The sequence below is a fragment of the Perlucidibaca piscinae DSM 21586 genome (assembly GCF_000420045.1).
In the GTDB taxonomy this organism is placed as follows: Bacteria; Pseudomonadota; Gammaproteobacteria; order Pseudomonadales; family Moraxellaceae; genus Perlucidibaca; species Perlucidibaca piscinae.
This window is the reverse complement of sequence record NZ_ATUE01000006.1, coordinates 656850-681794: the sequence shown is the minus strand read 5'-3', so window position 1 is coordinate 681794 and position 24945 is coordinate 656850. Positions and strand designations below refer to the sequence as shown.

26 protein-coding genes and 1 tRNA gene are annotated in these 24945 nt (G+C 61.8%); 18 read left to right on the top strand and 9 right to left on the bottom strand.

The features are described 5' to 3' along the window. The first annotated feature begins 51 nt into the window (after positions 1–51). A complete protein-coding gene (gene parS, locus F595_RS14200; RefSeq protein ID WP_022956214.1) occupies positions 52–510 on the top strand; it encodes a type II RES/Xre toxin-antitoxin system antitoxin in 459 nt (152 codons plus the stop codon). Then, positions 510–977 (top strand): RES family NAD+ phosphorylase, encoded by a 468-nt coding sequence (locus F595_RS0107275; RefSeq protein ID WP_022956213.1) that lies wholly within the window; start codon positions 510–512, stop codon positions 975–977. The genes parS and F595_RS0107275 overlap by 1 nt, the downstream gene beginning before the upstream one ends. Before the next feature lie 6 nt (positions 978–983). On the opposite strand, the gene F595_RS14195 is transcribed toward F595_RS0107275, so the two are convergent. Together F595_RS14195 and F595_RS13255 are read right to left on the bottom strand one after the other, a co-directional pair. Beyond that, on the bottom strand, positions 984–1964 hold the full coding sequence (locus F595_RS14195; protein WP_022956212.1) for an alpha/beta hydrolase family esterase: 981 nt from the start codon (positions 1962–1964) through the stop codon (positions 984–986). Beyond that, a complete protein-coding gene (locus tag F595_RS13255) occupies positions 1942–2427 on the bottom strand; it encodes a hypothetical protein (protein ID WP_022956211.1) in 486 nt (161 codons plus the stop codon). Before F595_RS13255 ends, F595_RS14195 begins: the two co-directional genes overlap by 23 nt. Before the next feature lie 46 nt (positions 2428–2473). Between F595_RS13255 and rmuC the strand changes: the two genes are divergently transcribed. Then, positions 2474–3868 (top strand): DNA recombination protein RmuC, encoded by a 1395-nt coding sequence (gene rmuC, locus F595_RS0107260; RefSeq protein ID WP_022956210.1) that lies wholly within the window; start codon positions 2474–2476, stop codon positions 3866–3868. Beyond that, the gene (locus F595_RS0107255; RefSeq protein WP_022956209.1) at positions 3865–5058 is read left to right on the top strand and encodes a Bcr/CflA family multidrug efflux MFS transporter; all 1194 of its coding nucleotides are present in this window, start codon (positions 3865–3867) and stop codon (positions 5056–5058) included. The genes rmuC and F595_RS0107255 overlap by 4 nt, the downstream gene beginning before the upstream one ends. Positions 5059–5105: 47 nt before the next feature. On the opposite strand, the gene F595_RS14190 is transcribed toward F595_RS0107255, so the two are convergent. Beyond that, positions 5106–5684, bottom strand: coding sequence for a helix-turn-helix transcriptional regulator (locus F595_RS14190; RefSeq protein ID WP_022956208.1), 579 nt, complete (start codon positions 5682–5684; stop codon positions 5106–5108). Positions 5685–5870: 186 nt separating this feature from the next. Between F595_RS14190 and F595_RS0107245 the strand changes: the two genes are divergently transcribed. Both F595_RS0107245 and F595_RS0107240 read left to right on the top strand, forming a co-directional pair. After that, the gene (locus tag F595_RS0107245) at positions 5871–6359 is read left to right on the top strand and encodes a hypothetical protein (RefSeq protein WP_022956207.1); all 489 of its coding nucleotides are present in this window, start codon (positions 5871–5873) and stop codon (positions 6357–6359) included. Positions 6360–6820: 461 nt separating this feature from the next. Continuing rightward, positions 6821–7273, top strand: coding sequence for an HIT family protein (locus F595_RS0107240; protein WP_022956206.1), 453 nt, complete (start codon positions 6821–6823; stop codon positions 7271–7273). A gap of 1 nt (position 7274) precedes the next feature. Here the strand turns inward: F595_RS0107240 and F595_RS0107235 are convergent, their stop codons facing one another. Continuing rightward, positions 7275–8426: a glycosyltransferase family 87 protein gene (locus F595_RS0107235; RefSeq protein WP_022956205.1), complete on the bottom strand. Its 1152-nt coding sequence runs from the start codon at positions 8424–8426 to the stop codon at positions 7275–7277. Positions 8427–8501: 75 nt separating this feature from the next. Continuing rightward, positions 8502–8589 (bottom strand) — tRNA-Ser (locus F595_RS0107230). 305 nt (positions 8590–8894) lie between these two features. On the opposite strand from F595_RS0107230, the gene F595_RS13245 reads away from it, so the two are divergent. The 4 genes from F595_RS13245 to F595_RS0107210 all read left to right on the top strand — a co-directional run bounded on the left by F595_RS13245 (position 8895) and on the right by F595_RS0107210 (position 12124). Further along, a complete protein-coding gene (locus F595_RS13245) occupies positions 8895–9338 on the top strand; it encodes a TadE/TadG family type IV pilus assembly protein (RefSeq protein ID WP_084682868.1) in 444 nt (147 codons plus the stop codon). 23 nt (positions 9339–9361) lie between these two features. Further along, positions 9362–10480, top strand: a complete 1119-nt coding sequence (locus F595_RS0107220; protein ID WP_022956203.1) for a Tad domain-containing protein — start codon at positions 9362–9364, stop codon at positions 10478–10480. 122 nt (positions 10481–10602) lie between these two features. Further along, positions 10603–11028, top strand: coding sequence for a TadE/TadG family type IV pilus assembly protein (locus F595_RS0107215; protein WP_169446978.1), 426 nt, complete (start codon positions 10603–10605; stop codon positions 11026–11028). Between the two features lie 37 nt (positions 11029–11065). Further along, a complete protein-coding gene (locus F595_RS0107210; RefSeq protein WP_022956201.1) occupies positions 11066–12124 on the top strand; it encodes a pilus assembly protein TadG-related protein in 1059 nt (352 codons plus the stop codon). Here F595_RS0107210 and F595_RS13240 read toward each other — a convergent pair. Continuing rightward, positions 12108–13580 (bottom strand): phospholipase D-like domain-containing protein, encoded by a 1473-nt coding sequence (locus F595_RS13240; RefSeq protein WP_084682867.1) that lies wholly within the window; start codon positions 13578–13580, stop codon positions 12108–12110. The two genes, F595_RS0107210 and F595_RS13240, sit on opposite strands and share 17 nt — an antisense overlap. Before the next feature lie 54 nt (positions 13581–13634). Then, complete coding sequence (locus tag F595_RS13235) at positions 13635–15845, bottom strand: carboxy terminal-processing peptidase (RefSeq protein ID WP_022956199.1); 2211 nt, start codon at positions 15843–15845, stop codon at positions 13635–13637. Between the two features lie 121 nt (positions 15846–15966). On the opposite strand from F595_RS13235, the gene nagZ reads away from it, so the two are divergent. After that, positions 15967–16845 carry a beta-N-acetylhexosaminidase gene (nagZ, locus tag F595_RS13230; RefSeq protein WP_022956198.1) on the top strand — a complete coding sequence of 293 codons (879 nt, stop codon included), beginning with the start codon at positions 15967–15969 and terminating at the stop codon, positions 16843–16845. 61 nt (positions 16846–16906) lie between these two features. Here the strand turns inward: nagZ and F595_RS14490 are convergent, their stop codons facing one another. Together F595_RS14490 and F595_RS0107185 are read right to left on the bottom strand one after the other, a co-directional pair. Then, positions 16907–17062, bottom strand: coding sequence for a Flp family type IVb pilin (locus F595_RS14490; protein WP_022956197.1), 156 nt, complete (start codon positions 17060–17062; stop codon positions 16907–16909). 175 nt (positions 17063–17237) lie between these two features. Next, complete coding sequence (locus F595_RS0107185) at positions 17238–17423, bottom strand: hypothetical protein (protein WP_022956196.1); 186 nt, start codon at positions 17421–17423, stop codon at positions 17238–17240. A gap of 277 nt (positions 17424–17700) precedes the next feature. On the opposite strand from F595_RS0107185, the gene cpaB reads away from it, so the two are divergent. Genes cpaB through F595_RS13220 form a run of 7 tightly spaced genes read left to right on the top strand, consistent with a single transcriptional unit; the run spans position 17701 to position 24924 of the window. Next, positions 17701–18693: a Flp pilus assembly protein CpaB gene (gene cpaB, locus F595_RS0107180; RefSeq protein ID WP_022956195.1), complete on the top strand. Its 993-nt coding sequence runs from the start codon at positions 17701–17703 to the stop codon at positions 18691–18693. 1 nt (position 18694) lies between these two features. Continuing rightward, positions 18695–19939 carry a type II and III secretion system protein family protein gene (locus F595_RS0107175; RefSeq protein WP_022956194.1) on the top strand — a complete coding sequence of 415 codons (1245 nt, stop codon included), beginning with the start codon at positions 18695–18697 and terminating at the stop codon, positions 19937–19939. 6 nt (positions 19940–19945) lie between these two features. Further along, a complete protein-coding gene (locus tag F595_RS13225) occupies positions 19946–21154 on the top strand; it encodes an AAA family ATPase (protein WP_022956193.1) in 1209 nt (402 codons plus the stop codon). 3 nt (positions 21155–21157) lie between these two features. Beyond that, positions 21158–22432: a CpaF family protein gene (locus tag F595_RS0107165; protein WP_022956192.1), complete on the top strand. Its 1275-nt coding sequence runs from the start codon at positions 21158–21160 to the stop codon at positions 22430–22432. A 2-nt stretch (positions 22433–22434) separates the two neighbouring features. Then, positions 22435–23313, top strand: a complete 879-nt coding sequence (locus F595_RS0107160; protein WP_022956191.1) for a type II secretion system F family protein — start codon at positions 22435–22437, stop codon at positions 23311–23313. A 1-nt stretch (position 23314) separates the two neighbouring features. Beyond that, on the top strand, positions 23315–24205 hold the full coding sequence (locus F595_RS0107155) for a type II secretion system F family protein (RefSeq protein ID WP_022956190.1): 891 nt from the start codon (positions 23315–23317) through the stop codon (positions 24203–24205). Further along, on the top strand, positions 24202–24924 hold the full coding sequence (locus F595_RS13220) for a hypothetical protein (protein ID WP_022956189.1): 723 nt from the start codon (positions 24202–24204) through the stop codon (positions 24922–24924). Before F595_RS0107155 ends, F595_RS13220 begins: the two co-directional genes overlap by 4 nt. Positions 24925–24945: the final 21 nt, after the last annotated feature.

Genomic DNA, 24945 nt, shown 5'->3' with positions numbered 1-24945 from the left:
GTTGTTTTTGCAAAACTGGCGTATTGTGGGTGTTCATGAGGAGGGCATGCCATGAGCATCACCATCGGAAGTGGCTATCATGTGGCGGACAGTGCGTTTGGGCGGCTGCAGTCGAATGCCTTGCTGCAGCTGGCGAGCGCGCCAGCCGACGTTCTGGTCGCGCAGATACGCAGCGGGCTGGATGGCGCGCTGGTTAAGGCCTTCCTCCACGATCTGAACATCCCCGCACCGGAATTCGCCGACGCGGTCGGCATGTCTTTTCGCACCCTGTCGCGCCGTTACAACGAGCGTCTCACTGGCGAGGATGCCGCCAAGGTCGTGCGCTACGCCAAGGTGTTCGCGCGTGCCATCGAGACGTTCGGCAGCGCAAAGCAGGCCTACACCTGGCTGCAACGTCCCAACCGCAGCCTGTCGGCGGGCGCCACGCCGGCCTCCCTGCTGGATACCGAGTTCGGGGCCGAAGAGGTCAATGACGCCTTGCTGCGCATGCAGCATGGCGTGTTCTGCTGATGATCGTCTGGCGACTCTGCCATCCGGCGTTCGCCGCCTCGGCCATGACCGGCACCGGCAGCGCCCTGACCCAGGGGCGCTGGCATCGCAAGGGCACGCATATGGTCTACACGGCCAGCAGCATTGCGCTGGCCATGCTGGAGATTCTGGTGCAGAGCAGCGATGTGCCGTTTCCCGTTGCCGTCATTCGCGTCGACGTGCCGGATGAGCTGATCCAGGACGTGGACGCTGCGACATTGCCCCAGGGCTGGGACGGGGATCGTCGATATGCCCAGCCCGTTGGCATGGCCTGGTTCACGTCACGCGACAGTGTCGGGTTGCGTGTTCCCAGTGTCGTCATTCCCCTCGAGAACAACCTGCTCCTGAATCCGGAGCATCCGGCGTTCTCGCGCGTCCGCCATGAGTGGGTGGATCTGCTGGACATCGATGCCCGGCTCAGGGGAGCGCGCCAGACCCTGCTGACCTGACGGCAGTCATGGCGTCATCTCCGAGGCGTCCGCCATGAACTCCCGCATCACCCGATTCATGTTCATGGTCCGGTTGGCCTCGCCCAGCCAGCCGGTGAAGCGGCTGCTGCCCGGCCAGGTGTGACCGCCACCGGCAATGCCGATCAGTTCGACACGCACGACGCCGGCAGCATCCCGGTAGCGGTATGACGTGACCCGGGTGCGTGCATCATCCAGTGCCGCGAGGCGAACGATCTCGACCGGTTGCGTCGCCTGCGTGACCTGAACCCAAGGCTGCAGGGTGTCGCGCACCGAGGCATGCTCGGTGCCTGACAGCGTGCGCTGGCCGGTGCCACCCAGCCAGGGCACGTGCTGGTCATCGTCCCCATGCACGTGCAGGATGCGCAGGCGTGCGGCAGCTGGCGGCGGCGAGGTGGCGACCGTGCCTGCCACCGCGATCACGCCGGCTATCTCCTGCGGTGCTGAGGCTGCGAGCCGGTAGGCCAGCATGGCGCCATTCGACAGCCCGGCCAGATACACCGCGCCGGCGGGGAGGCCGAAGCGCGCCCGCAACAGGGCGATCAGCCCGCGCACATAGCTGACATCATCCACGTTGCGCAGCATGGCATTGCCGCAGCAGTGGCCGGCATTCCAGGTCAGCAGTCCTGACACGCGCCGGTCACCCTGCGGATAGGCCACTACGGTGCGTCCGTCATCAGCCAGGGCATCCAGGCCCGTGTAGTCCGCCATGGCTCGGGCATCCGAGCCGCCTGCATGCAGTGCCACCACAAGTCGTTCAGGGGCTGTGGCCGGTGTACACCGACCCTGTGCAAGGCGATACGGGCGCGCATCGTCTTTCCAGGCATACGAGGCAGTCGTCACGTGCACGGTACAAGCCGTGCTTGTCTGGTCTGGCTGGGGGGCATCGGCATGCACCAAGCCGATGCCCCCCAGCCAGACCAGACCCAGTGCCCGCAACACGGCATCACGACGTGATATCTGATTCATGGCGGCTCTCCGTGGCCAGATTCAGCGGATCATGCACCCGATAGGCAGCCTGCTCAAAGCGATTGCCCCGGTAGGCCGGCTCTCCCCGCCACCAGGCCAGCAGGCTCGCCACGCCGTAGGCCAGCGGAAACACCACACCCCAGCGTGCCGTCTGCGCCACATGCACACGCTCATGGGCGCGCGTGCTTTCCAGCCAGTATCGATCCGGGGCCAGCACGACATGACCCAGGGTGATCGCGAGAATCCGCCGGCGACCACCCTGCAACAACCAGCGTGCCACCGTGCCGCCCCAGGCTTCGAGCACGCCACTGTGACATTGCCACTGGCCGCCACTCAGGCGTATTGGCACGGAAAGCAGCAGACCGATCAGCGTCACGGGGGCCGCCCAGACATAGCCGACCAGTCGCGGCAGCCAAGGACCGGTTTTCGCCCGTGCAAGCTCATCTGATGCACCTGTGCGCATGCTATCGTGCGTCCTTTCCGGGTAATCAAGACAAGGTGAGTGTGGCATGGATGTGATGGCGTTGCTGGCGGGTCTGACGGTTGGTGTGCTGCTGGCGGTCCTGTATTTCATGCCGCGTCTGCGCCAGCTTGACACTGCACTGGCCACGGCCGAACTGCGCGTGCGTGTCGACAGCCAGAGCGAGCTGGCGCGCCTGCAGGAGCGTCTGCTGGCGCAGGAGCAGGAAACCGCCCAGCAGCACGAGCGTGCCCAGGAATTCAGTCACGAGCTGATCCAGCTGCGCGAGCAGCACCAGCAGGCGCTGACCCGGGCTGCCCGGCTGGAAAGCGAGCTGCAGGGCGAGCGCCAGCAGGGTGGCGAGAAGCTGGCCCTGCTGCAGCAGGCGCGCGAGCAGCTCACCCATCAGTTCCAGACCCTGGCGCAGTCCATTCTCGAGGAAAAGTCGCGCCGCTTCAGCGAGCAGAACCAGTCCGCGCTGGGTCAGCTGCTGGAGCCCCTCAAGGCGCGTCTGCAGGAGTTCCAGGGCAAGGTCGAGACCGCCTACGTCAGCGAAAGCAAGGACCGTTCGGCACTGGCCGAGCAGGTGCGCCAGTTGCAGGCCATGAACCAGCAGCTCAGCCAGCGCGCCAATGACCTGACCCGTGCGCTCACCAGCCAGAACAAGACCCAGGGCAACTGGGGCGAACTCATCCTCGAGAAGGTGCTCGAGGCCTCGGGTCTGCGCAAGGGCGAGGAGTACGAGGTCCAGGAAAGCCACACCCGCGATGACGGCAGCCGCGCCCAGCCTGACGTGATCATCCATCTGCCTGAAGGCAAGCACCTGATCATCGACGCCAAGGTCTCGCTCACCGCCTACATTGACCACTGCAACGCCGACGATGACATTGCCCGTGATGGCGCCGTGAAGCGCCACGTCGACTCGGTGCGTGCGCACATCAAGGGCCTGTCCGAGAAGAACTACCAGGAGCTCTACCAGCTGCGCTCGCTGGACTTCGTGATCCTGTTCATCCCGGTCGAGCCTGCCTTCCTGCTTGCCGCCAGTCACGACGCCGACCTCTGGCACGACGCCTGGAAGCGCAACGTGCTGCTGGTCAGCCCGAGCACGCTGCTGTTCGTGGTGCGTACCGTCGCCCACCTGTGGCGCCAGGAGCAGCAGAACCGCAACGCCCAGGATATCGCCCGTCGAGGCGCCGAGCTCTACGACAAGTTCGTCGGTTTCGTGGAAGGTCTGGAGCAGGTCGGCCAGCGCCTGCAGCAGGCCCAGAAGGCCTATGACGACACCCACAAGAAGCTCAGCAGCGGTCGTGGCAGTCTGGTGCGCCAGGCCGAGATGCTGCGTGACCTCGGCGTCAAGCCGAGCAAGCACATGCCCGACAGCGTGCTCGAACGCAGTGCCGATCTGCTGCGCGCTGACGTCAGCGAACGCGAGACCGATGCATGACCGACGCCAGTCGTTTGCAACGCACGCCGCTGCTGGTGTTTCTGCTCGGCAGCCTGACCGCCTTCGCGCCCATGTCCATCGACATGTACCTGCCGGCTCTGCCCAGCCTGCAGCGTGATCTCGCCACCGACGCCGCCCGGCTGCAGCTGACCCTGGCCTCGTTCTTCGCCGCCTTTGCCCTCGGCCAGCTGTTCTATGGGCCGCTGGCCGACCGCTACGGGCGCAAGCCACCGCTCTATGCCAGCCTCGGTCTGTTCATCGCGGCCTCCATAGGGTGTGCCCTGGCCACCTCGGTCGATGCCCTCATCGTGCTGCGCTTCCTGCAGGCCTTCGGTGCCTGCGCTGGCGTGGTCATCGCCCGGGCCATCGTGCGCGACAGCTTCGATACCGCCGAGGCGGCGCGCATGTACGCCGCCATGATGCTGGTCATGGGCATCGCGCCCATGGTGGCGCCATTGCTGGGGGCCCAGCTGCTGCACCTGTTCGACTGGCATGCCATCTTCGTGGTGCTGGCGCTCTACGGCGTCATCACCCTGACCGCGCTGCACCGCCATCTGCCCGAGACCCTTCAACCCGAACACCAGCGCCCGCTGCGCCCGGGCAGCATCGTGCAGAATTACTGGCTGCTGCTGAAGACCCATCGCTTTCGCGGCTTTGCCCTCACCAGCAGCATCAGCATGGCAGGCCTCTACGCGTTCATTGCGGCCTCATCGTTCGTGTTCATTGACCATTTCGGACTCAGTGCCGACCAGTACGGCTGGCTGTTCGGCGCCAACGCCTTCTGGCTGATTCTCGCCACCCAGCTCAATGGCCGCCTGGTGCGCCGCTGGGGTCCGCTCAGGCTGCTGCAGCGCAGCCTTATGATGCAGGCCGGGGCAGGGCTGGTTTTGCTGGTACTGGGCTGGACCGGCGCTGGTGGCTTCACAGCGCTGCTGCCGGCACTGTTCCTGTTCACCGGCTGCCTGGGTTTCGTGCTGCCCAACGCCACCATCCTCGCCATGGCGCCCTATGCCTCTCACGCAGGCACAGCGTCTGCCCTGTACGGCACCATCGGCAGCCTGTCCGGCGCGATTGCCGCCGGCATCGTCAGTGCCCTGCAGGGCACCGATGCGAAAACGCTGTGCACGGTGATGGCGGCATGTGCATTGCTGGCCTGTCTGCGCAGCCGCTTCCTGCGTGACGTGGCCTGAAGACGCCAGCGGTCTGCTGCCTCACGACTCTCTGGGCTGCTTGAACGTCAGCGTCCGTGCAGCAGCAGCTGCGTGCGCGTCGTGCCCAGCTTGTCGAAGACATGATGCAGGTGGGTTTTCACGGTGGACGGACTGATGCCCAGCAGCCGTGCGATGGACTTGTTGTCAAGGCCGTTCTGCAAGGCCTCCACGATCTGCTGCTCGCGTGCCGTCAGCACGCTCATGCGAGATTCTTCCGGACAGACGGAGGAGAACGCCGGTACCAGTCGCGTACGCAACAGGGCCGGCAGGGTGGCGTCGATCTGCACACGTGACAGGCAGTGGTGCACGCCCAGTGCCTGCGCCAGCGACTCCTCATCTGCGGTCCAGCGTCGACCAACGACCACCTGCAGGGCATGCGGCGCGCGTCGTGCAAGGATTTGCAAGACGCTTATCCAGTCGCGTGCCTCCCGATCCCAGAGCACGACATCCGGCTGCCCCAGCGCCAGCAGGCGTGGCATGTCGCAGAGAGGGGCATCGCAGAGCGAGCAGGGCGACGGCAGCGAGGCCGCCATCACCTGACGCATGGCGGAGCGCCAGTCGGCCGCGTTGCCGAGCAGCCAGGCTGTCAACAGATGAGCATGCATGCTGGCCGCATCCCTGCAGCGACGCGCGTGCGTCAACACATTCACCCTACGACTCGGCGATCTACACCGCAAGGGCTAGCCGGTCGAGGCGATGGCTGGTGAGGCCTGTCCCGCCCATGATCACGATGCTGACGTCGCCGTGCAGACGCGACGCAGACTGACCATGACCACGGAAGGAAGCACACCATGAACATGAAGATCCTGATGATGGGCGTCGTCGGCGCCCTGACCGCCGGGCTGGTGCAGGCCGGCAATCCGCAGTTCAACAAGGGACCGGTCTGCATCGATGACGGCAAGGTCGCGACATGCAGCATGAAGCTGACCGGTCTGGGCAACGGAGATCTCGACGTTGCCATTCGCGTGCTCAGCGAGCCTGTCGAGGTGAGCACCCTGTGCAAGAATCCCAAGGGCAAGCTGTCGCCGGGCCAGAATCCGGCTGCCATCACTGATATCGGGGGGGACCTGAGGGTGCCCTCGAACAGCATCAAGAACGGATCGGTGACCCTCAAGCTCAGCACCGACACCCCGCCGGATCCGACCTGGAGCGAGGCTGGCTGTCCGAACAGCCAGTGGAAAGCCAGCATCGCGGACGTGATTTTCGTGGGAGAGACCGTGGAAATCACGGTGATGCAAAACGGGATACTGGTGCTTCAGACCCAGGATCTCATCGAATGACGGCATGCGTCGCACGTTGCCTTGTGCGGAATACACGACGGGGGCCCAAGGGCCCCGTCAGTTTGCCAGCTCACTGGCGAGATGGTTGCTCTGCCAAGTCAGGCAGACGGATTGGCGGGTTCCTGAGCAATGCCCACAGGCTGTGGGCCAGAACGCCTGCGATTACCGCTGTCGTCATGCACATCCTCCCTGTCGCGACATCAGGTGCTGATGTCCACACACCGACCATCGCATACCGGACTGCGAGCGACCAGTAACCAATCTGTCTAAGGACGAACAGATGTCCAGCCGACTTGATGCGGTTACCATGCCGTTCCCAGGCATCCCGACCGGTGACCGGCAGGGTTGGCTTAGCTGTCATCGTTCTAAGACACTTCTTCAGTTGGCGCACACAAACGAGAGACTGTCGGACCAGTATCTGGCAAGGTATTGTTTTCAAAACCATCGTCGGGAGTCACGCCATGACCGTTTTTGATCAGCTCATTGCCGGAAGCCTGCCAGCCCACTGGGTGCACCAGGACGACTGCTGCGTGGCTTTCATGGACATCCATCCCATGTCGCCCGGTCATGTCCTGGTCGTTCCGCGCCGGTCGGTGGCCACGCTGGCGGAGCTGGATGCCGACACGCGCTCGCACCTGTTCGAGGTCGCGCATCGCGTCGCTCATGCCCAGCGCCAGGCCCTCGGCAGCCTTGCACAGCACTTCCTGATCAATGACGGCAAAGCGGCCAGCCAGTCGGTGCCGCACGTGCACATTCATGTCATTCCGCGCTACGGCAACGACACCCTTCACACCGTGGGGCGCATGCTCTGGCATGTCGCCACGCTGGCAGTGCCGAAGCGTGTGGGAGAGAGCAAACGGAGGCTGCTGCAAAAGCAGGCAGACATGCTGGCTTCAGCACGTTTGGATCAATGATTCACGATCTGCCGGGTAGTGAGCTGCAACGGGATTGTCGCCAGCACATGAACAGCACGATGGCTGGCAGGACCCAGTTGAGATGCGTCAGATTCAGATAGTCGAGCAACGGCAGCATCGCGACAACCAGGAACGCCTGTACCTGTCCGCCTGGCAGACCATCCTTGCAGGCCGACATCACCAGCAGAACCAGCGGAATGGCCAGCAGTACCATGTCGTACTGATACAGGAACGGACTCACCATCAGTCCGCCGGCGATGCTCGCCGCCCAATGCAGTTCCCATCGCCGGGTTGATCGAATGACTCGCCAGGTCATAAGCAGTCCCAGCAGTCCCCAGATCAGTTGAAGAGCGTGACTGCCGGTGACATCCACCCCCCACTGTCGCAGTCCGCTGAACAGGCTGCCCATCTGCCACCATGGCAGAACACCTTGCTCGAGAAGCAGCCGAGCCCGGTCCAGCGTCTCGAAAAAGATCACCCAGATGGCTGGTGAGAACATCAGGGTGGCGGACACTGCAAGAACCAGTGAGGACAGCAATGCACCGCCCCACATGGCAGGGCTGGCACACGTGATCAACAGCAGGCCAAGGCCGATGAACAGATGCGGCTTGATGCACAGCAATCCCAATAGAACACCGGAAATGAAGGGCCGGGAGTGCATTCGGGCAGCTGCAGCCACGATCGCGGCCAGCAGCAGTCCGTTCTGGCCGTATTGCGCCGTGATGAACACGAAGGGCAGTGCCAGGGCATAGCAGGTCATCCGTTTCGAACGACACAGCGCGTAGACAGCGAAGCCATAGAGCACAATGCTTCCGCCGGTGAAGTAAGCAAATGCTTCCGGGTAGCTGAACGGTCTCAGCCATTGCACCATCAACAAATAGGTAGGCGGATAGAACCACGGCAGATCAAACGCATCCGGCACGGCTGTTCTTGAAAAGGAAAGCAGAATTTCCGGCTGATAGACGGCGAGCGCACTCTGGGCCGATGTCAGTTTGGCAGCAGCCCAGAATGCAATGAAATCGCGCCCCAGCACGCCGGGTGCCTGACTGAAGTCAGTGACAAGCCAGATCGCTGGAAGCAGAAGATAAAGCAGCAAAAGCAGCCGTGCGTACAGGTCGAGCCGCCACACCGGCAACCAGTGTGGCAGTGTCATGCGGGGCGTTTCGTGCATGAGCACCTACCCGGTGACCTGGCCTCGATGCAGCCATGAGACACGTGAGGAAGAAAGTGGCGGAGGCGGTGAGATTCGAACTCACGAACGGTTGCCCGTCGCCGGTTTTCAAGACCGGTGCATTCAACCACTCTGCCACGCCTCCCGCGCAGCGCATCCTACAACAGGCGCCAGGTCATTGGCAGGGGGCATTGAGCAATCCATCGTGCCCGTGATTAAAGCAGTGGCTTTTCGTGATGTAGTGTGGTTAAAATGTAAACGTTCATCGATGCAGGGAGCCTCGGCAGCAGCAATGACTGTCGAAGCATGTGGCAAAACCTTTGCCGCGTCGCATCACTCAGGCAATGACTGCCTGATGAGACCACGTTAGCGTGTCGCTCCCTGCCAGCCAGTGCATGTCCTTGATCAGGATCCCGGAACGGGATTGATCAGGTTACAGGGAGAGTTGACATGATCAGATTGAATCGCAAGTCCGCATCCGGGCAGAAAGGTGTTGCCATCATTGAAGCCGCATTGACCTTGCCGCTCGTGCTTCTGGTGCTTTTCGGCGTCATCAATTTCGGCATAGCCCTGTACAACAAGTCGGTGATCACCAACGCCAGTCGCGAGGCAGCTCGGAACGGCATCGTCTATTCCACCACCGTTGACTACGACGCGATTGCCCAGGATGCGATCAATCGTTGCAATGGTCGTCTGATCAATTTTGGCGGTTCTACAACGTGCACGGCAGAGGCTGAACCTGTCTCCACCATCAATGCCGTTGACCCGACCAAGATGGACAACACGCTGATCGTGCGCGTGAACTTCGACTTCAACACGGTTGCTGGAGCCCTGATGGGTGTTGGCAACGTGATCAGCATGGAATCCGAAACACAGATGAAGTTCGAGATCTGATCTGTTTCCGGCGGAGGCCCATCATGAATCGCTTTTTCGCCAAGCCGCGCCGCAACCAGCGTGGCGCCTCCCTGATTCTTGTCATGGGAGCCATGGTCTCGTTGCTTGGCATCACCGCATTCACGGTGGACTTTGGCCGCGCCTACGTGGTCAAGGGGGAACTGCAGAACGCCGCAGATTCCGCCGCCCTCGCGGGCATTGGCAGCATCGGCAATTTCTATGACCAGGACTGGGCCGCTGCCTGTGATGCGGCAGAAACGTATGCAGCCAAGAACAAGGTGTTGAAGACAGCTGTTGCTGCCGGTGATCTTTCGGTGCTTGTGGGCGTCTGGTCTGAAGGCGGCTCATTCGAACTGGTTGCAGACTGTTCCGATCTGCCGATCGCCTCGTTCTCGCTGGCTTCGGACGAACTCCCTGCCATGCGCGTTACCGTCGACCGTTCCGAAGCCTCCGCTTCTGGCGTGATCCAGACCGTGTTTGCACCGCTGATGGGTGTTGATTTCTTCGAGCTGGATGCCTCGGCAACGGGTGTCATTGCCACGTCCACCAGTGGCAAGGGAATGCCATTCGCCTTCTCCAACTGCCTCAAGAATGCGTTGCTCAATGCCGATGGGTCTCCCAAGACCAATTCACCGCTTACATTCAGGGTTTATGGTTCCTCCTCCGCCGGTCAACCCAACGACGTGGCCTGCAAGGATATTGGTGGCAATGTCTTCCAGGGGTTTGCCCAGTGGGTATCCTTCTGCACGGACTCTGGCTGCAACGGCAACAAGAGCGTCCAGGATATTCTCAGTGATCCTGAAGTGGCTGTTCCTGTCGAGCCAGGTGACACCACCGACATTCTCGGAGGCTCGGTAACCAATCTGTATGGCAAGGTCACCGGTGATGTGGTGCTGGTGCCGTTGCTCTCGGAAACCCTGCTTCCGACGGGGCAGAAAAATGTCACGATACAAAACCTGATTGCACTCGAACTGGGTAATATCAACAAGGGCAAACCGGTACTTAACAACGGTAAATCTGGCGGTGTGACAAATTTCATCGAGTTCACGATTGCCGATCCCGTCAAGTTTGTCGATGGCCTTCCGGATCTGGATGGCCCGCGTACTGCCGGTGTGATGACCAAATCGATTCTCGTCAATTAAATCAAGGTGTTTACAAGAAGGTCGCCAAAAGGCGATCTTCTTGACATTTAACCAGCATTTAAACCACATTCTTCACTCCGCATCCGACGCATATTCAAATGTGGGTATTCGGAGTGTTCGCTATGCGTTGTCATTACCTGCTAGGCAAGTCACGTCACCACGGTCGTGGTCTCGCCGTCATCGAGATGGCTTTCGTTTTGCCCGTCTTTTTGATGCTGGCATTCGCGACCATCACGTACGGGTTGGCGCTCTACAACCAGGCGGTGATCACCAATGCCAGCCGGGAAGCGGCTCGGGCAGGTATCTCTTTCCGTGTTCCGGCACCCAGTCATGAAGACATCACCCAGACGGCACTCGACTATTGCCAGGAACACCTCATCACCTTTGGCAGTCAGGTGGCCCCTGAGGTCGTGATTGAGGAGCCAGCCGGGCGTATCCCGGGTGAGCCACTGCGCGTGACGGTCAGCTATGCCTACACCGGACTTGCGCTGCTCAAGGTGCTCAGTCCGGGCCCATTGGCCGCGACGGCCACCATGATCTTTGAGTGAGTCGGGCGGGCCAGAGTCCGCCTGCAGGGAGTCCGTGATGGCCATTCACGAGGCATGTTCCGTGACACTCCCTCGCATCGGCAAGGCCCAGCGTGGTGGCATCATGCTGCTCGCTGCGCCATTGACTTTCTGCCTTGTTGCTTTGACCGCTTTGGCTATTGACGTGTCGCGCATCCTTGTAGCCCGAAACGAGCTGCAGAATGCAGCTGATGCGGCTGCGCTTGCAGGCGCTGCACGCCTCGGCAGCTACATCGCGCCGGACTGGAACTCGGCCGAAGAGGGGGCTGCTGAAGCGATTACCTTGAACCGGGCTGCCGGAGCCTTGCTGCAGACGGGTGTGATTGACCTCGGATTCTGGCCGATTGAAGGCGGAGGCCCCATGCGTCCGCATGATGAGGGGTCTCCGGCGCCGCTGCTGGGCGAGAACCCGGCGGTCAGGGTCACCGTGACGCTGGACGAGGGAGTCAACGGAGGTGCGCTGGATCTCCTCTTTGCGCCGGTGTTCCAGCGTTACCTGGCCTCCATTCAAGCCAGCGCGGTCGCAGTCATTGCCACACCCGGGTTTGCCGGAGAGGGCTCGCTGTTTCCCATGGTGCTCAACAAGTGCATGTTCGATCAATACTGGGCTAACGGCGCACCCATAAACGCCAACCAGGTGGTTCGCATCGGCTCGGCATATCACTACCCCAACTGCTCCGCCGGTCAATGGAGCTCGCTGGATCTGTTCAGCCAGAGTGCCAAGGTCACCAAGACCCTTCTCAGCACGGGTAATACGGTGGAGTTGACTCTTGATGACGAGGTATTCATTCAGTCTGGTACTGAAACGTCGATCTACAAGGTCGTGCAGGATCTCATCGATGCCAAGGGCGGCAGCTGGGATGTGTTGATACCGGTGGTCGACAAGGCTGACCTGTCCAAAAGTGGGGCTGTTCCCATCGTCGCGTTTGCGCCATTTCGGTTGACTGCCGCCGTAGGCGGCAGCAGCAAATACGTCGAAGGCAGTTTCATCGCCAACTTCAAGGCTCCCGGCACCAGTGGCGGAGCGGGTGGTGGCGCCTTCTTCGGAGCGACTACCCCCGCTATTCTGGCGGACTGAGGTCGCGCGGGTTCGACGGCATCATGCCGCGTCGGTACAATCCGTAACGTCGCAGCGCAATGCGCAGCAAGTTGATGCTGACCAGTCCGCTGAGCAGGGCGATGCCGCCAGCCAGCCATTCCGGCAGAAGCCAGCCAGCCAGTGTCACCAGCAAGCCCAGACTTCCGCCCAGCGCGAGCAGGCCGGCGTCACTGGGCGGCAGTGCGCGCGCCTCGCGTACCGCAAGTGCAACCGAGCGTGACACCCGCAGCGGCGTCTTGGCATTCAAACGTGCCTGTTTCACGGTTCGGATCAGTGTGTTGCGCTCTTGCCCGGGGGGACGTGTCGGGGGTACGGCGCGAACCGCCCTGTCGGCGCGCAGCACGATCTCGGTGGCATGATCCAGATCAATCAGGAAACGCGTGTTCATCATGTCGCCGAAGCCGGCGTCTTCGATCACCACATCGAGTTCGTAGTTGCCCAGCCACGAGGCGGGATTGGAGTTGCTTGAGCCGACGCGACTCCAATGACCGTCAATGACCAGCGACTTGGCGTGCAACATGCCGCCATTCCATTCAAACACGCGAATGCCGGCCTCCAGAAGGGCGCGGTAGCTGGATCGTGACAACATGCCCAGCAGGGGCAGGTCGGTGCTGCCAGGCACCAGCAGACGCACATCGACGCCATCGGCCGCAGCGCGGCGAAGGGCGTCCAGCCAGGCTGGCGTCCCCACCGGATAGGCATCCGTTATCCAGAGCGTCTCGCGGGCCGATGCCATGGCAAGCTGTTCAAGGGCAAACAGGGGACTGGCTTGCGGACGACCGGCAAGCAGGCGCACGCGCACATCGTCATGAAAATGATCATCGTGACACATCAGCAGGGACGATGCGGGCGCCGATGACGGCTGCGCCGAGCTGCCGCCGCTTAGCTGCCATGTAGCGCCGAAGGCAGCTTCTGCTAGCGCCACCACCGGGCCGCTGACCAGCACTCCGGTGTCCCGCCAGGGGTCGTTCGGTTGACTGCCGCGCCAGCGCGCGCTCAGGCACCAGCCGCCCATCAGGGCATCCGTGCCATCAATACTGATCAGTTTGCGGTGGTTGCGAACCACCCAGCCAAGCGGTTCGCCAAGACCGGGCACATTGAACCAGCGCAGCTCGCCACCTGCTGCGCGCAGCGCACGTCCCCAACCCCAGCCCAGTCTCCAGCTGCCCATGAAGTCGAGCAGCACGCGTACCTGGATGCCTTCGCGTGCCCGCTGGCATAGCGCCGAAAGCAGGGACGTGCTCCAGGCATCGTTTTCCGCGAGGTAATGCTCAATGTGAATGTGCGTACGTGCACGGGCAATCAGATCCAGTGCGCAGGGCTCGTGTTCACGGCTGTCGAGCACCAGCTGTACCCGGTGGCCGGGCATGGCACGCGTGCCGCTGACCCGGTCAAACAGGGCGTCCGGCCAAGCGTGATGCATGGCGTCAGTCATGGCCGTTGGCACCTGACATCTGCGCCGTCACACGGTGCCCGCAAGGGGCATTCGTCAGCGCTCCACCACCGGTCGCCGGGCGGGCGACGTGACAGCGGGAGCGGAACGCTTGGCCGTGGCGCGTGTCAGTGCGGGAGTCAGCGTGTCGATCAGGATCTCGGCAGCCTCCTCGGCCAGGGCACGCTCCTCGGGGCGCTCGAAGTTGGGGTCGCTTTCCGGGTTCTGCTTGGACTGGATTTCCTCAAGCTCTGCCCAGGTCTTGAGCAGGGGCTGTCCCTTGGCCTGGCGGCGGCGGTTCTCGATGCCCAGGCGACGTGCATCGAGCGCGGTCTTTTCGGCCAGACGAGCCTTCTCGTTGAGCGAGGTGGTCTTCTGGTCCTTGAGATCGATCAGCAACTTCTGCTGTTCGAGCAGGTAGCGCATGTCCGGGTCGCGTTGCTGGCGCAGGCGCGATGCTGCCTGCAGCGCTGTCAGACGGGCGCCCAGGTCGCCGAGGCGAGCATAGCGCGCGGCCTTGATGGTATCCCAGGGCAGGGCGTGGTCCAGTGCCGACTCGCCAATCTCCTTGTTGTCGAACAGCTCCGGAAACGCGATGTCGGGATCCACGCCCTTGTTCTGCGTGCTGGCACCGGAGATGCGGTAGAACTTAGCCTCGGTGATCTTGAGCTGGCCATAGCTGAGGTCGCGCAGGGATTGCACGGTGCCCTTGCCGAAGGTGGTGCTGCCGACGATCAGGCCGCGTCCGTAGTCCTGGATGGCGCCTGCAAATATCTCGGCGGCCGATGCCGACAGGCGATTGGTGATGACCACCAGCGGGCCGGACCAGGTCACCTCGGGGTTGCCGTCGCCCAGCGTTTCGGTACGGCCGCGCGCATCACGCACCTGCACGGTGGGGCCGGTGCTGATGAACTCGCCAAGCAGGTCGTTGACCTCGGTCAGCGAGCCGCCGCCGTTGTTGCGCAGATCCAGCACTATGCCTTGCACGCGTTCCTGCTTGAGTTCCAGCAGCAGCTTGCGCACGTCACGGGTGGTGCTGCGGTAGTCCGGATCGCCGGACTGCATGCCCTGGAAGTCGGCATAGAAGGTCGGCAGCTTGATCACGCCGACGCGACGTACCTGGCCATTGCGCGTAACATCAAGGATGCGCTTGCTGGCGGCCTGGTCCTCGAGCGCGACGGTGTTGCGCACCAGACTGACGGTCTTGACGGCACCGGAGTCGGCGCCGGCCGGTTGCACCTGCAGGCGAACGGTCGTGTTCTTGGCGCCACGAATCAGCTGGACGACCTCGTCGATGCGCCAGCCCACGACGTCGACAAAGTCCTTGTTGCCCTCGGCCACCGCGAGAATGCGGTCATTGGGCTTGATCTGCCGCGACTTGTCGGCAGGACCGCCGGGGACCAGACGCACCACCTTGGTGAACTCGTCATCCGTCTGCAGAACGGCACCGATGCCCTCCAGCTGCAGACTCATGTTGATGTTGAAGTTGTCCGAATTGCGCGGTGACAGGTACTGCGTGTGCGGGTCGTAGATCTCGGTATAGGCGTTCATGAAGAGCTGGAAGGCATCTTCCGGCTTGCTCTGGCTGATGGCCGTGAACTGCGACTTGTAGCGACGCTTGAGCGTGCTGATGATCTCGGCGTCAGTCTTGTCGGCGAGCCGCAGCGACAGCGCCGCCGACTTCAGACGAAGTCGCCAGAGCTGATCGAGTTCCGCTTTCGAGCGCACCCAGGGGGCATCCTTGCGGTCATTCTCGATGCTGTCATTGTCGCTGAAGTCGAGCAGGGCTTTCTGGTTGGTGTCGAGCTCCTTGAGCACGAACTCCAGGCGCTCACGCGTGCGCTGCTGCTGGCGGTTGAACATGGCGAAGGCGACGTTGAGCTGGCCGGCCTTGATCTGGTTGTCGAACAAAGTGCGGTTGCCCGAGAAGGCCTGGATGTCAGCCGCCAGAAAATAGATGCGCTGACCGTCCAGGGCATCAAGGTAGCGTGTCCAGATGGTTTGCGACATCTGGTCGTCGAGGGTCAGGCGGTTGTAGTGCAGCACACTGAGCTGGCGAGCCACCAGTCGGGTGGTCTGGCTCTGCTGCGCCGTGGGCTCGAGCGGGGGTGTCTCGGCCGCCATCAGGGGCAGGGTGGCCAGTGCCGATGCGAAGGCGGCAGCGAGTTTAATGCTGCGGTGGATGCCCCGTGCAACGGGCGGGTGAAACGGGCGCATCGTGTGCGGCATGGACTCGGACATCCTGGTCTGGCTCATGAGGTGGCGCATGCTGGATTCCTGATCATATCACCAAGATCAGCGGCCTCGGGAGCGTTTTGGCTTTGACATTTGCAGGGGGGGGCGGCAGGCTCGGCAGCCTGTCCAGTCCCTGTTTCCGGAGCCTGTCGCCATGACCCGCGGCCCCCTGATGATCGATGTTGCCGGCCTCACCCTGACCGACGAAGACCGCGAGCTGCTGGCGCATCCGATGGTAGGCAGCGTCATCCTGTTCAGCCGCAATGTCGACACCCCCGAGCAGGTGCGTGCGCTCACCGATGCCATGCGCGCGGTACGTCCCGAATTGTGGATTGCCGTAGATCAGGAGGGCGGCCGTGTGCAACGTCTGCGCGAGGGTTTCACGCGCATTCCGCCCATGCGCACGCTAGGGCATCACTATGATCGCGACCCCGACGCGGCGATTGCCTCGGCACGACAGTGGGGCGAGACCATGGCGCGCGAAGTGCGCGAGGTCGGCATCGACTTCAGCTTTGCCCCCGTGCTCGATCTCGATGTCGGTGTCAGTGGCGTGATTGGTGATCGCGCCTTTCACAGCGAACCGATGAAAGCCGTGACGCTGATCCGGGCCTTCATGCAGGGCATGAAGGCGGCCGGCATGATGACCATCGGCAAGCATTTCCCGGGACATGGCTCGGTGGCGGCCGACTCGCATCTGGAGCTGCCGGTGGACAACCGCAGCTGGGACGAGATTTCGGCCTATGACCTGGTGCCGTTCCGCGAGCTCGCGGCCGAACTGGACGGCATTATGCCGGCGCACGTGGTTTACCCGCAGGTGGATCCGCTGCCAGCCGGCTTCTCCGAGTTCTGGCTGAAGACGGTGCTGCGTGAGCAGCTGGGCTTCACAGGTGTGGTGTTCTCGGATGACCTGTGCATGGAAGGCGCGGCTGGCCTGGGAGACATGCGTCAGCGCGTGGCTGTGGCGATGGGGGCGGGGTGTGGCGTGGTTCTGATCTGCAATTCGCGAGAGGCGGTTCGAAGCGTACTTGGTTAGACCTCAAAAGTTCTTAAAATGAAAAAAGGGAGAAAATCTCCCTTTTTCCAGATCAGCTCGATTACTGAAGCGAGGTCGAGACCGAAGCAAAAGTTGTCGAGATGTTGGTGCCCAGACCGCCGAGCACAGCGATGGCAGCGATGGACAGCAGAGCGGCGAGCAGCACGTATTCGATGATGGTGGCGCCTTGCTCGGACTTGCGATTGAACAGCTTCATGATTTTCCTCTCCATGGGGGTAAACAACACTCTTTAGATAGTCCTTTATCTAAGAACCATCAACATATTACTGTTCAATTATCGTTCGAGTCAAGTTGTTTGTTTGTTTTTTATCCAATTCAGCGGTTTTCGCATCAAAAAGTCGCTGTCCAGACATATTCAGCGAGCACGAGTTTCACAGTGCGCCATCGACACTGGTTGAAACGCTGGCATAGGCGGTCTCCAGCTGCACCCCGGTCAGGCGCACGGTGGCAAAGGCTGCCAGGCCTATCAGGGCTGCCAGCAGCACGTATTCGATCAGGGTTGCGCCGCGCAGCGTTTGGCGTGATGGCGCGAACTTGAAATATCGGTGTGCAGGCATGACAGGCAACCTCCGTGTTGCGCTCAGGATGCGATTTCACAGTGGATCATGGCATATGTACGGGAAAGAACAATATTCATCCAGATTAAATCGAAGGGCAGCGACAGAGGCAAGCACTCTGAATGGTGCATTTGGTTAAGATAATGTAAGAATTCTGTCGCGCTGTGTGAGTGAATGATTTAAGGTAACCACATGTCGGCACAGGGATTGCGCCGTCAGACGCGAGCGCGTAACGTGAACCCACACGTCAGTAACTCATTCCGCAAGGATGCCTTCCATGAACAGTCGTGTTCTTCTGCTGGTGTCACTGGTTCTTCTGATCGGTGCTTCAGTACTCGGTTATCTCGCCTACCAGACCACAGCCGACGCCAAGGCCGAGGCGCTTGCCGCGCAGAAACGGGCCGAAGGCCAGGCCAATGAGGGCAAGACCGCCATGGTGGTCCTTGCGCGGGCAGTGCGCGGATTTCAGGTTCTAGTGCCTGAGGACCTCACCGTGGAAATGGTCAAGCATCCGCTTCCCGGCACCAGCCAGTCGGCTGAAGGTCTCGTGGGCCGCACCGTGATGACCGACTTGCCTGCGGGTACGGCGCTGAATGACACCCATTTCAATCCCGGCGGTCAGGTGGCCAGGCTGCTGCGCGCCGGCGAGCGGGCGGTCGCGATTCCGGTGAATGACGTCGTGGGTGGCGGGGGATTCCTGCAGCCGGGTGATGTTGTTGACATCGTGCTGTACCTGGCCGCGGAGGAGGGCCGTCGAGCTTCGACGCAGCTGGTCATGCGTGGCGTGCGTGTGCTCAGCTTCGGCTCGGCGCTGATCGATGTGGCGCCGGACGTTTCCGGCAAGGAAAAGGACGAGCAACAGAAAGAGGCAGGGCGTCGACTCCGCGAAGCCCGCACCGCCGTGCTTGCTGTCGCGTCGGCAGACGTCTCTCGCCTGATGCTGGCCAACAGTCTGGGCGAACTGCGCCTGTCGATCGTGCCCACGGAAGAATTGCGCCAGCAACTTGACAGTCCGGGCATGGTCGCGTTGTCCGGCAGCGCATCACCGAAGAGCGAGGCCTTGCCGGTGGTGGATGTGGTGCCGACGCCGAGTCGACAGTCCGCCGTGCCGGCACAGCGCTATTTCCTCACTGACAACGCCCTGCAACTTCAGGGCATGTCCCGCAGCAGCGGCGCGACGTCTGCTCCGGCACGCGCGCGGGCACGAACCGGCGTTGACCTTGGCAGTTCTGTAGTGATCATTCGCGGCCTGAGCACGGAGTCCAAATAACATGCGCACACTTCATCATCAGCCCCGTGCCTTCCTGACGTTTTCCGCGCTGCTGACGGCCAGTTCGTTTGCGCTGGCCACGACCCCCGTAGCGGCCACAAACTGTGCTGCCGTTGCGATGTCCCTGCCGGCAACGCTGGCGGTTCAGGCCAATTTCCATGAGTCGATCATGTTGCCTGTGCCTCCGGTCCGCATTGCCGTGGCAGAGGCCGAAATCGCTGACGTGGGCGTCGTGGGCGGCCGCAACCTGCTTGTCCAGGGCAAGAAGCCGGGATCTACCTCGGTTCTGGTGTGGACGTCCTGTTCCCAGCAGCCGGTTCGCATGCAGGTCAACGTGCAGTCGCTGTCCGCCCAGCTGACGCGCAAGGCCGGCGCCTCGGATGAGGTGCCCAGCCAGGTGCAGGCGGACATCCGCTTTGTCGAGGTCAGCCGGTCCCGGCTCAAGGACATCGGTGCACGCTTCCAGTTCCGCAGCCTCAACCGCACCAATTTCTTTTCATCGCCCCGGGGCGGGGTTGCGTCGGCACAGCCCGGCATCGGCACCATCACCAACCTGACCACGATCAACGACAGCTTCAACATCCTCTGGGGCGGCAGCAGTTCCCGTTTCCTGGGTGCCATTGATCTGCTTGAGCAAAGCGGTTACGCCTACACCCTGTCCAAGCCATCCTTGGTGGCGATGTCGGGACAGACGGCGACCTTCCTGGCGGGTGGCGAGGTGCCGATTCCGGTGCCGCAGGGCCAGAACGGCAGTATCGCCATTGATTATAAGGAGTTCGGGGTTCGTCTTGCCTTGACGCCTACCGTCATCAGTCGTCAGAAGATCATTCTCAAGGTGGCGCCAGAGGTCAGCGACCTTGATTTCGCGAACGCCCTGACCATCCAGAACTCCGTCATTCCGGCCTTGCGCGTGCGCCGGGCTGATACGTCGATTTCACTGGCGGATGGCGAAAGCTTCGTCATCGGCGGCCTGCTCAACAAGACTACCACCAGCAACGTCGATAAGTTTCCGGGTCTGGGCGACCTCCCCGTTCTGGGCGCGTTCTTCCGCTCCAACCGCTTCGAGGCGGAAGACAGGGAGTTGCTGATGATCGTCACGCCACGCCTGGTCACGCCGCTGGCGGCTTCTGCCAGCATGCCGTCGCTGCCAGGTGCACCACTAGGTGACTACGACCCGTCGATGGCGGAGCTTTTCTTCCTGGGCGACCGTTACGCCAACGGTCCGACCTCTGGCCTGTCCCGGTGAGTCATCATGTCTGAATCTCAACAATCCGTTGTTCTTGTCAGCACGCTTCGCGAGGAGCATGAATGGTTGCAGAACTCCTTGGAAGGCACGGCCAATGTCGTGCTCTGCCAGCAGCGCGAGCTGAACGATGTGCTGCAGCTGATCAGCCTGGCGGCTGCCTCCATCGTCTTTGTGCCCATTCGTCGCGACAACTGGATGGGTGACATCCAGTTCATTGAAGGACTGGTGGCCGCGCGCCCCACGCTTGCATGCATTGCCTTGTCCGAGATCCAGGACCAGGAGCGACTGCTCGGCGCCATGCGTGCCGGTGCACGTGACTTCATCACCTTCAATGCCCGTGGCAGCGAGCTGGCAGGTCTTGTGCGTCGCCTCGCCGAGCGCACGCCATCCATCATCGAGTCGCCTATGCAGCAAGGCAGTCTGATCGTCCTTGCCAGCGAACGTCCGGTCCTGCAGTCCGCGTTTCATGCCCTGCACGTGGCGGCCGGCATCGCCCGGCTGAACCCGGATGCGCGCGTGCTGCTGCTGGACCTCGGTCAGCCATTCTGCGAAGCCCAGATGCTCTACGGCCTCGAGGGGCAGTTCAATTTCCTCGATACCTTGCGAAATCTCCGTCGCCTGGACAGAAATCTGACTGACACGGCGTTCCCCGGTCACAAGTCAGGTGTCAAGGTGTTGTCCGCACCTGTCGAGGGCATGGACCTGAATGACATCACGACCTCGGAAATGTTCCTGCTGGTAGGGACCTTGCGCAGTCTCTTCACGCATGTGGTGGTCAACATCTGCGGTCTGCCCACGGTAGCGGTCACGGAGTTGCTGATCGGGAATGCCAACCAGCTGGTTGTCGTCGTGGACCAGTCGATCACCAGCTGCCGTGCCGGACTGGGCTTCATGGCACACCTCCGTGAAATCGGTTGTCCCGTGACGCATCCCATGCTGCTGCTTGACCACTACCAGCCCAAGATCGCCCCGGACAGCAAGGCCGTGTTGCGCTCCTTCGGGTTCGAGGAGGTCATCGAGCTCCCGGCAGAGCCGGAACTGCGCTTGCGTGCCATGAATCTCGGCCAGCTGCTTTATGAAGTGGCGCCGTCCGATCCGCTGACCCGTCGCTACGAGCACTGGTCCGGTCTTTACGGGAACAAGGCGCAGGTCAAGCAAGCCGGTGCGGGAACATCCGGCTTCATGGGGCTGCTCAAGGGCACCAAGGGGAAATAAGTCATGGCCATCGGTTACATTCCCGGTGGTCGGCTGACCACCAAGAAGGTCGAGCAGGACATCGCCCAGATCAAGTTCCGCTTTCACCGCTACCTGATCGACCGGGTGGAAGAGGATCGATTCAACATCTTCGAGAATCCGCGTCAGCAGATCATCGAGTACGTGCAGTCCAAGCTCACGGTCTACGTCCATGACAACGCCTTGCCGCTGTCGCGCTATGAAGCCGATAAGATGGCAGAGGAGCTGGTGGACGAGCTGGTGGGCTTCGGTCCGCTGGAGTCCATGCTGCATGACCCGTCGGTGACGGAAATCATGGTCAACGGCCCGAACCGCATCTTCTGCGAGCGTGACGGCGTGATCAGCCGCAGCGACCTGCGCTTCGTCGACAACAACCATGTGCATCGGGTGATCCAGCGCATTCTCGCACCCATCGGTCGTCGTCTCGACGAGTCCAGTCCGATGGTCGACGCGCGCATGCCGGACGGCAGCCGGGTCAACGCCATCATTCCGCCCATCGCGCTTGACGGCCCCAGCATCTCGATCCGGAAATTCCGTCGTGACCTGCTGCGCGCCGGCGACATGGTGACCTACCGCTCGCTCAACGAGGAAATGCTGACCTTCCTGAAAAAAGCCGTGTCGCAGCGGGCCAACATCCTGGTCAGTGGCGGTACCGGTACCGGCAAGACCACCTTCCTCAACGTGCTGTCTGGCTTCATCGGTCATCATGAGCGCATCGTCACCGTCGAGGACACGGCCGAGCTCCAGCTCAACAACGATCACGTGGTTCGCCTCGAGACCCGTCCGCCCAACGCCGAAGGGTTTGGCGAGGTCAGCGCCCGCGACCTGATCCGCAACGCGCTGCGTATGCGTCCTGACCGCATCATCGTTGGCGAGGTCCGCAGCTACGAAGTCATGGACATGCTGCAGGCCATGAACACCGGCCACGAAGGGTCCATGTCCACGCTTCATGCCAACACGGCGGCGGACGCCCTGCTGCGTCTGGAGACCCTGGTTGGCCTGTCGGGCCAGAAGATCTCCGAAGCCACGCTGCGCGCCATCATCGTGTCGGCCATTGATATCGTCGTGCAGCTGACTCGCCTGCCCAACGGTCGTCGTTGCGTTGCCGAAATCACCGAGGTGGTTGACCTGCGTGACGAGCAGTACGTGACCAATCCGCTGTACAAGCTGAACCGGATCAGCGGCAATCACGAGAAAAGCGCGGCCGGCCCTGCCAAGCCCCGTGTCATCGAGCTGATGAAGCAGGCCGAGGCCCGCTGATCATGGCCATATTTGTCTACCTGTTTCTCGCGGCCTTGTTCCTCATCGGTGCACTCTACTTTGTCGCGCAGGGTCGTGAGCGTGCCAAGGAGGAGCTGATCGAGCAGCGCCTTGCCACGGTGGGCATGCAGCGATTCCAGGCCTATCGCCGGGACTGGGTGACCACGGTTCTGGAGAGGGCGGGTCTTTCCCTCTCGGACACGGCACGGCGCATTCTGGCGCTGGGACTGGTTGTGGTGGTGATTGCGGTGACTTTTTCCCTGGGCATCAAGGCCGGGGCTCTGGTGTTGGTCGGCATTCTGGCCACGGGCTACACGGTACTCACCGTGTTGTTCAGTCGGCGTCAAGGCATGCTCATCGCCCAGATGCCGCGCCTGCTGGACCAGGTGGTGCGCATGATGCGCACTGGCAAGACCATCGGCGACGCATTCTTCATTGCCACGGATGATGCCGAGGAGCCGCTCAAGTCCGTGATGGAGAAGCTGCGTCGCAACATCACCCTGGGCATGACCATTCCCGAAGCATTCAATGACCTGGCGGAAACCTACAACCTGCAGGAGCTGCGGGTGCTTGCCCTCGGCATCAGCGTGAATGCGCGTTTTGGCGGCAGTCTCATCGAGCTGCTCAACAACGTCATCAACCTGATCCAGGAGCGTGAAAAGGCGTCACGTCAGCTCAAGGCCATGACCGGTGAAACCCGGGTGGGTGCCACCCTGCTAAGCCTCATGCCCATTGCGCTGGGCGCCTACATGATGGCAGTCAATCCGGATTACCTGATGACCATGATCGACGATCCAACCGGTTTGAACATCCTGATCGGTGCCGGGTGTGCCCAGCTCGCCGGCATGCTGGTGATCTGGCGCATGTTGAGGAGTATCTGACATGAGCCTCTGGGTCATCATCCCGCTGCTGCTGCTTGTGGGCGCCTTGGTCGGTTACGTGATCTATCGCCAGATGCAGGAGCGTCGTCTTGTCGAGCGTCGTCTCTCGCTGAACCCCTCCGGCAAGGACGATGCCCTGCTCTTCAGCAATCGTCTGGCTGACGTGTTCAATGACCAGGAGCGCATTCGCAAGTACCTCGAGAAGGACAGCGAGTTGGCACTGGCAGTCTGGCGTGCCGGCTTCCGCACGCATCAGCAGCGTGCGCTGATGTTTGCCTTGGTCGCCATCCTGCCTCTGGTGCTGGCAACAGCAGCGGCACTCTGGCTGCTGTCGGTCGGCACGGAAGGGAACAATCTGCTGTATGCCGCAGGCATGGCCATTCTCGGGTTTCTGCTTCCCAAGAAGCTCATCGTGGGTCGCGCCGAGGCACGCATGAAACGCCTGAGTGATGAGCTTTCCCTGTTCATGCAGATGCTGCGCATCCTCTTCGACTCGGGCCTGGCCGTCGAACAGGCGTTGCGCGTACTGGTCATCGAGGGCAGAAAGGTCCTTCCCGAGCTCGGCTACGAGCTCGATACGGCCTTGCGACGTGCCGAGCAAGGCCTGAGTCTTGAAAGCGAACTGCAGACAACGGCCGCAGCACTTGATCATCCGGAGTTCACGGACATCGTGGTGGTGCTCAGGCAAATGCTGACCCAGGGTGGCAGTGCCAAGAGCTCACTGACCAAGATGATCGAAGTGATGAATGGCAAGCGGCTGACCGACCTTCAGGAAAAGGTGTCCAAGCTGTCTGCCAAGATGACCATTGTCATGGTGGTGTTCTTTTTCCCGGCACTGGTCATTCTCATTGCGGGTCCGGGCTTCATTTCCCTGGCAGATGCCTTCTCATGATCCGTGGCTTCATCCGGGATGCGTTGCTGCTTTTCGGCTGTCTGGTCAGCCTCGCGGCACATGCGGCAGAGGTTGATCTGATCGCTTCGCAGAACAGGGATGTGCCACGGCTGGCGTGTGCCTCGTCCACGGCCATTGACTCAGCCGTGGTGCTGAAACGCTCTTTGGTCAGCAAGCGCGTGAGTGACGGACAACTTCACGCAGCCTATGCGGAAGTGCTGTCATTGCCCGCGCAGGATGCCGAGACTGCCTTGCTGCGAGCGGACATTCTGCGGCGCCTCAAGCGACCTGAAGCCGCAGACTGGTACATGGCCTTGCGCAAGACTTGCCGTGAAGCGGATGCGCATCATGGACTGGGGTTGCTGGCCGGGCAGCGCAGTGCCTGGCGAGATGCAACGATCGAGTTTGAAAAAGCGGTACGACGGGCTCCAGCTGATGCCCGCTTTCGCAGTGATCTTGGCTATGCCCTGTTGCAGCAGGGTGCTTACCCGGCCTCGGAGTTCGAGCTGCGTGTGGCCATCGAGCTGGATCCGGACAATCGACTCGCGGCGATGAATCTGCTGCTGCTTGCCATGGTGTCTGACAATGGCAAGGACGCCGAACAGTTGATCGCCCGATGGCAGCCGACGCGTACCGAGTTCGACAGCTTGCTGCAGAGCTGCAGTGAGCTGGTTACCCTTCAGAAAGGTCAGGCATCCGCCTGTCCGTTGCGGTTGTGAATGCAGACATAGGAGTCAGCC

Bases quoted from the DNA above. Each gene is read 5' to 3' on its own strand.
- parS (WP_022956214.1), top strand. From the start codon at position 52: ATGAGCATCACCATCGGAAGTGGCTATCATGTGGCGGACAGTGCGTTT.
- F595_RS0107275 (WP_022956213.1), top strand. From the start codon at position 510: ATGATCGTCTGGCGACTCTGCCATCCGGCGTTCGCCGCCTCGGCCATG.
- F595_RS14195 (WP_022956212.1), bottom strand. From the start codon at position 1,964: ATGAATCAGATATCACGTCGTGATGCCGTGTTGCGGGCACTGGGTCTG.
- F595_RS13255 (WP_022956211.1), bottom strand. From the start codon at position 2,427: ATGCGCACAGGTGCATCAGATGAGCTTGCACGGGCGAAAACCGGTCCT.
- rmuC (WP_022956210.1), top strand. From the start codon at position 2,474: ATGGATGTGATGGCGTTGCTGGCGGGTCTGACGGTTGGTGTGCTGCTG.
- F595_RS0107255 (WP_022956209.1), top strand. From the start codon at position 3,865: ATGACCGACGCCAGTCGTTTGCAACGCACGCCGCTGCTGGTGTTTCTG.
- F595_RS14190 (WP_022956208.1), bottom strand. From the start codon at position 5,684: ATGCATGCTCATCTGTTGACAGCCTGGCTGCTCGGCAACGCGGCCGAC.
- F595_RS0107245 (WP_022956207.1), top strand. From the start codon at position 5,871: ATGAACATGAAGATCCTGATGATGGGCGTCGTCGGCGCCCTGACCGCC.
- F595_RS0107240 (WP_022956206.1), top strand. From the start codon at position 6,821: ATGACCGTTTTTGATCAGCTCATTGCCGGAAGCCTGCCAGCCCACTGG.
- F595_RS0107235 (WP_022956205.1), bottom strand. From the start codon at position 8,426: ATGACACTGCCACACTGGTTGCCGGTGTGGCGGCTCGACCTGTACGCA.
- F595_RS13245 (WP_084682868.1), top strand. From the start codon at position 8,895: ATGATCAGATTGAATCGCAAGTCCGCATCCGGGCAGAAAGGTGTTGCC.
- F595_RS0107220 (WP_022956203.1), top strand. From the start codon at position 9,362: ATGAATCGCTTTTTCGCCAAGCCGCGCCGCAACCAGCGTGGCGCCTCC.
- F595_RS0107215 (WP_169446978.1), top strand. From the start codon at position 10,603: ATGCGTTGTCATTACCTGCTAGGCAAGTCACGTCACCACGGTCGTGGT.
- F595_RS0107210 (WP_022956201.1), top strand. From the start codon at position 11,066: ATGGCCATTCACGAGGCATGTTCCGTGACACTCCCTCGCATCGGCAAG.
- F595_RS13240 (WP_084682867.1), bottom strand. From the start codon at position 13,580: ATGACTGACGCCATGCATCACGCTTGGCCGGACGCCCTGTTTGACCGG.
- F595_RS13235 (WP_022956199.1), bottom strand. From the start codon at position 15,845: ATGCGCCACCTCATGAGCCAGACCAGGATGTCCGAGTCCATGCCGCAC.
- nagZ (WP_022956198.1), top strand. From the start codon at position 15,967: ATGACCCGCGGCCCCCTGATGATCGATGTTGCCGGCCTCACCCTGACC.
- F595_RS14490 (WP_022956197.1), bottom strand. From the start codon at position 17,062: ATGAAGCTGTTCAATCGCAAGTCCGAGCAAGGCGCCACCATCATCGAA.
- F595_RS0107185 (WP_022956196.1), bottom strand. From the start codon at position 17,423: ATGCCTGCACACCGATATTTCAAGTTCGCGCCATCACGCCAAACGCTG.
- cpaB (WP_022956195.1), top strand. From the start codon at position 17,701: ATGAACAGTCGTGTTCTTCTGCTGGTGTCACTGGTTCTTCTGATCGGT.
- F595_RS0107175 (WP_022956194.1), top strand. From the start codon at position 18,695: ATGCGCACACTTCATCATCAGCCCCGTGCCTTCCTGACGTTTTCCGCG.
- F595_RS13225 (WP_022956193.1), top strand. From the start codon at position 19,946: ATGTCTGAATCTCAACAATCCGTTGTTCTTGTCAGCACGCTTCGCGAG.
- F595_RS0107165 (WP_022956192.1), top strand. From the start codon at position 21,158: ATGGCCATCGGTTACATTCCCGGTGGTCGGCTGACCACCAAGAAGGTC.
- F595_RS0107160 (WP_022956191.1), top strand. From the start codon at position 22,435: ATGGCCATATTTGTCTACCTGTTTCTCGCGGCCTTGTTCCTCATCGGT.
- F595_RS0107155 (WP_022956190.1), top strand. From the start codon at position 23,315: ATGAGCCTCTGGGTCATCATCCCGCTGCTGCTGCTTGTGGGCGCCTTG.
- F595_RS13220 (WP_022956189.1), top strand. From the start codon at position 24,202: ATGATCCGTGGCTTCATCCGGGATGCGTTGCTGCTTTTCGGCTGTCTG.